General features: G+C 62.9%; 7 protein-coding genes and 1 pseudogene. 6 read left to right on the top strand and 2 right to left on the bottom strand.

The features are described from left to right. Positions 1–139: 139 nt before the first annotated feature. Positions 140–628: pseudogene (locus MOX02_RS29405) on the top strand (transposase); the annotation flags it as partial. Positions 629–1,020: 392 nt separating this feature from the next. Here MOX02_RS29405 and MOX02_RS29410 read toward each other — a convergent pair. Beyond that, positions 1,021–1,224 carry a hypothetical protein gene (locus MOX02_RS29410; protein ID WP_147029315.1) on the bottom strand — a complete coding sequence of 68 codons (204 nt, stop codon included), beginning with the start codon at positions 1,222–1,224 and terminating at the stop codon, positions 1,021–1,023. 132 nt (positions 1,225–1,356) lie between these two features. Here MOX02_RS29410 and MOX02_RS29415 point away from each other — a divergent pair, with 132 nt between their 5' ends. Further along, the gene (locus MOX02_RS29415) at positions 1,357–1,536 is read left to right on the top strand and encodes a hypothetical protein (RefSeq protein ID WP_147029316.1); all 180 of its coding nucleotides are present in this window, start codon (positions 1,357–1,359) and stop codon (positions 1,534–1,536) included. A 408-nt stretch (positions 1,537–1,944) separates the two neighbouring features. On the opposite strand, the gene MOX02_RS29420 is transcribed toward MOX02_RS29415, so the two are convergent. After that, the gene (locus MOX02_RS29420) at positions 1,945–2,208 is read right to left on the bottom strand and encodes a hypothetical protein (protein ID WP_147029317.1); all 264 of its coding nucleotides are present in this window, start codon (positions 2,206–2,208) and stop codon (positions 1,945–1,947) included. Positions 2,209–2,526: 318 nt separating this feature from the next. Here MOX02_RS29420 and MOX02_RS29425 point away from each other — a divergent pair, with 318 nt between their 5' ends. From MOX02_RS29425 to MOX02_RS29440, 4 genes are all read left to right on the top strand, one after another. After that, a complete protein-coding gene (locus tag MOX02_RS29425; RefSeq protein WP_147029318.1) occupies positions 2,527–2,736 on the top strand; it encodes a cold-shock protein in 210 nt (69 codons plus the stop codon). Between the two features lie 99 nt (positions 2,737–2,835). Continuing rightward, positions 2,836–3,198 (top strand): DUF6481 family protein, encoded by a 363-nt coding sequence (locus MOX02_RS29430; protein WP_147029319.1) that lies wholly within the window; start codon positions 2,836–2,838, stop codon positions 3,196–3,198. Between the two features lie 43 nt (positions 3,199–3,241). Continuing rightward, positions 3,242–3,442 carry a hypothetical protein gene (locus tag MOX02_RS29435; RefSeq protein ID WP_147029320.1) on the top strand — a complete coding sequence of 67 codons (201 nt, stop codon included), beginning with the start codon at positions 3,242–3,244 and terminating at the stop codon, positions 3,440–3,442. Positions 3,443–3,673: 231 nt separating this feature from the next. Beyond that, positions 3,674–4,099 (top strand): hypothetical protein, encoded by a 426-nt coding sequence (locus MOX02_RS29440; protein WP_147029321.1) that lies wholly within the window; start codon positions 3,674–3,676, stop codon positions 4,097–4,099. Positions 4,100–4,618: the final 519 nt, after the last annotated feature.

A 4,618-nucleotide genomic window follows, 5' to 3' on the forward strand; every position in this document is an offset into this window, starting at 1 on the left:
CAGTGTCGGCGCGCCGCCGCCCTTCGCGTGGGACACGAAGAACTGTAACATCTCGCGGCTGGCATCGAGACCGGTCGGATCGGTGAGGGAGCCGGCTGGGCGACCGCCGGCCCAGGTATGACCGGCGCCGTGCAGGATCCACAAGGAGGCCTTCATCGCCGCCGCGTGGGACGTGGTCGGACGCAAAGTCGCCAAGGCACAGTTGCTCGGTGACGTCTATGAGACGGCCCGTGGCTCGATCCGCCTGCCGGTGCCGCCAGACGCTCCGGCGGTGCGCATGTTCCGGCTCGTCATCGGCGAGGCGCGCGGTCTCATCCGGCAACGCGACGCCATTGACGCCATGGCCGAGACCCTCCTGTCAGATAGCGTGGACTACAAGCTCCTGCTGCGCATTCCCGGCATCGGCCCAATCAACGCCCTAACTATCCTGGCCGAGGCCAGCGGTCTGCTCCGCTTCAGCCACCACCGGCAGTTCCTGAAGTTCTGCGGGCTCGATCTGGCGACCCAGCAGTCCGGCACCTTCCGCGGCCAGACCAAGCTGTCGAAGTACGGCAACGCCCGACTACGGCGCACGCTCTGGCTGGCCGGTCAGGTGGCCATCCGGCAGCGGGAGAACAGCTTCCGTGACACCCGCCTCTCGCTAGTCGTCGGATCGCACCTATGCGGAGCTTATAGTTAATGGGCCGTTAGTGGATTCAGGCAGAGGATCATGGCCGTCGCTGACGCACGAGGCCGTCATGAGCCGGAAGTCACCCAACCGCATTGCTGCTGCCTGCATCGCCGAGGCGCTTGCAACCGAACTTGCGGCCGGCGCTGTTCGGCATCGGCAGGAGGGGCGGACGGAGACCGCAGAGGCTCTGCTCCAGCACGTTCGGCACCACCGGGTGCGGGCTATCAGGTTGCGAGCACTGGCTGGCGCTGAGCACTACCGGACGATCAGCGCACTACGCTGAGGTGCCTCACCACGGATGCAGCCCGCGAAAGAGGTGGCCCCGTATGGGGGCGCAGAAAGCGCGGCGATTACCGCTCGCCCACTCCCGATAGCAGCTTCTCAATGTCCGCCAACCCACTCTCGTATGCTTTCGCCTCGCTCGTCAGCGTGCGATCCGAGCGCTGGATCAGCTTGCCGCTTCGGCGGATCGCCCACTGATAAGAGGCGCCCTCCGCCTTCGGTGGTAGGATCTCCAGGGTGTAGGGATGAGTGTTGGGCATCGGGTCGGTCATGCCTGACCCTGTGCCACAAGCGTTCGCCGACACCAAGGCGAAACGCCGACAGCGGACCGACGCTGGCGTTTGTCCTCCCCTTTTCAGCTCTCAGGCATCATAGATCTTCCACCCTCCGCGCAGTCCCGTGACTTGGGCCACGACGCGGAAATCATGATGGCGCATGCGGCCAACAATGGTTCGGCTCAGTCCATTTCAGCCAACGATCTCAACGAGCGGGTGAAGCGACTGCTGGAGAAGAAGCCTGCCCTGGTGCCGGCTCTACCGAAGCATGCTGCACGGCGATTTTTGCGCAACGGTCTAAAGACGTAGCGGCAGCCCTAGTCAACCAACATCGGCGGCTCGCTTCCCGTGACGTGGGGGGCGAGCCCGCTCGGGAGTGGCGCAAAACACCGAGAGCCGGCGGTCTCCCAGGGATGGAGATGCGGCCGGTGCTTCGTGGCCACGCGCGGCGAGGCTTGCCGAGCGCTCACGAATGTCTCGGGTCCGAGGCGAAGGTGGCCGTGCGGACGCGCAAGGCCGCAAGCTCATCCTCGATCTCCCGCAGCACTCGCTCGACCTCGGTGGTGTCTGATCGCGACGCGCTTCGTTCTCGACGAGCCGCAGTTGATCGGCCCGCCGCGCCTCGAGAGCCGCAATGCGAGCCTCCAGGGCGTCGAGCCTGTCCTCGGCCGACCCGGCCATATTCATCCACCTTCTGCCCAGCTTCACCAGCAACCCTTACGCGAGTTGTAGGCTAAGCTTTTCATCTTCCTGCGCGCGAGACACGGCATCAACCCCGCGCGCCGCACACCAGTCCATGAACGCGCGCTCACGCGCTTCGTAAGCCGCGCGCAAAGCCGAGCCCGGCGTGCCGCGGCCGGTGGGCTTATCGCGATGAAAGTAGGGATTGCCGCCATACAAGGCGCGGACCTCGGCCGCCCACGTCTCATTTGCGATGGCAAACCGGTCCTCAATGCGGGCAAGCTGGCAGGGGTCATTCATGCCCGGTCTCCCCTTCGGAGGCTGCCCCATAGTGCGCGCTGCCCAGCCCTTATTAGAAGGAAGTTTTGCGGAAAATGCAGCGTTCCACGTCATCCGTGAGATCATATTTTTATCTTTTCTCGAAATCGACCTCCGCCCGGTTGTAAATGTCATCCCGATAGCGTAGATAGTAGTTATCGAATTTCGGCCAGATATCCGGCCGTGCCGCTCAAATGGGCGCGCGATCTGCATCTCTTCCCTATTTCGACGACAAGCGACCGAGCGCGTGTCTGCATGCGCTTGTCATACCTTATTGCCTACTAAGATACGGAAATACTCATGAGCATCGGCACCGTGAAGTGGTTCAACGGAACCAAGGGTTTTGGCTTCATCCAGCCTGAGGACGGCAGCAAGGACGTGTTCGTCCACATCTCGGCCGTCGAGCGCGCCGGCATGCAGACCCTCGATGAAGGCCAGAAGGTCTCCTACGAGATCGAGACTGACCGCCGTTCGGGCAAGCAGGCTGCTGGAAGCCTGCAGGTCGCCTAAGGTCACCTTAACGTTGACCATTATGGAAGCCGCTCCAGTCGGAGCGGCTTTTCTTTTCTCTCGACGCGCGTTCAGCCGCGATGCGCATAAGGAATCTACGTGGGTCAATTCAAAGCCAACCAACTCGTTGATCGTCTTGAGGCCGCTGCGAAGGCGCGGCAGGCCACGGTAGCTCGGTTCCGGTCACGCCCATCCGCCGATGACCCGATTGTTCTCGCACGGCAGTCAGCGCGACGCGCGGTTATCCATGCCCGAGAGGTTCGGATCAACGAGCGCGAGGCAGCCCGTTTCGCAGCCGAGGCTCAGCGGGAGGCTGAGGCGCTTGCTGAGCGGGAGCAACAGGAGGCTGAGCGTGCCCGTCAGGCTGCCGAGAAGGTGGTGCGCCAAGCCGCGCTCGCGGCCGAGCAGAAGGCGGCACGCGATGCACGCTTTGCGGCCCGCAAGGCCAGAGCACGGCGTTAGAGCTGACACGTTACGGCGAGTCGACGGATCAGAAGGATTGCAGATGTCTCACAAGTTCAAGATCGGTCAGCGGGTTCGGCAGGCCCGGCGGTTCGGCTCCGTCGATCACGGGGGTGCTGCCAGCAGCATCTTCGAAGTCGTTCGGCTCATGCCGGAGGAGCGCTCGGGCGAGCCATCGTACCGCATAAAATCAACTGCAGGCGAGCGCGCGGTGCTGGAAGGTGAGCTCACTCTCGCCTCCTGAACAATAGGATGATCTCAGTCGGAACGCTGCCATCGACGCCACGCTGGCAGTGATCGAGAGGCATAGTCGTAGTGTCTGCCGTCGCGATCTCGATGAAAATGAGGACCAGCGCCGCAAGTTCTCATGTACTGACCGGCAAGTCATCGAGGATGCCATGTGTCCGAGATTTGAACGACACGTGACGCTGTTCAGCTGCAGGATTCCCGCCGATCGGCCTGCTGGAGGAATACCATGGCACAGTTCAGCGCCTTCGCGCCGGTCTCCTCGCAGGCGATCTGCAGGCAGATGACTTCCGCAATCGAGGGCGACGTCGACGCTTGGTGCTCCGAGGCGAAATTGATCTCCTCCGAGATCCCCTGCATCGGCCGGCCCTGGTATTCTGACACCAAGCTCTACGAGGGCCATTTCGTGATCCAATTCACGGAGTATGAGAACAGCTCCGGGAGGGGAGCCAAGCACGACCTAACGCCTCAGAAACTCCAAGGCGGCCTCAAGCTGCTCTCGGAGAAATGCCCGGAGCGGATTTCCGAGATGCTCACCGAGCAGTGTCATGCCAGCACCGCTGACATGCTCATTCAGGCCAGCCTGTTTGGTAGGATCGTCGATGGCCGGGAACCGGGTACAGCTACCACTTCCTCAACGAGGAGTCCCCGATGACGGCCGACCGGAGGGAACTCTACGCCAGCCCTAATGGTGACCGGTGGTTCCTGGCCCGGAGTGCCACGACAGGGCGCCCCGTCGTCTTGCATGTGCCGAACCAGCCGTCCGGTGGTGTACCGATCGAGATCGAGCTTGGCTCCTTCCTCGTCGTCGGAGGTGGCCCGGAGCACCAGGAGCTTCTCCGCCTGATCGGGCACTCTTATCGAAGGCGCATCCTTCGAGGACGCGCCTGCAGGACCATCACACTGGGCTCCTGCATGATGCTTGCTGCGCAGCCGCAGCGGAAATCTTGAGGACACTCCGCCTGAGATGATCCCTGCGAGAGCTGGTGATGCAGTCCACATGGATGTCGCCTGCAGCAGGCGCGCACGGGCAAGGTTTGGGCTTCCTCGACGGCAAGGTATCGGAATGTCGCCCTGCATCGACGCGCGAGCTTCTGCGGCGGAGTGGCAGATGAAGGGCGTAGACGATCACGCCTCAGGCAATCCGGAATGCTGTGTGGGGCCCAGCGTTACG

The organism is Methylobacterium oxalidis, assembly GCF_007992195.1.
In the GTDB taxonomy this organism is placed as follows: Bacteria; Pseudomonadota; Alphaproteobacteria; order Rhizobiales; family Beijerinckiaceae; genus Methylobacterium; species Methylobacterium oxalidis.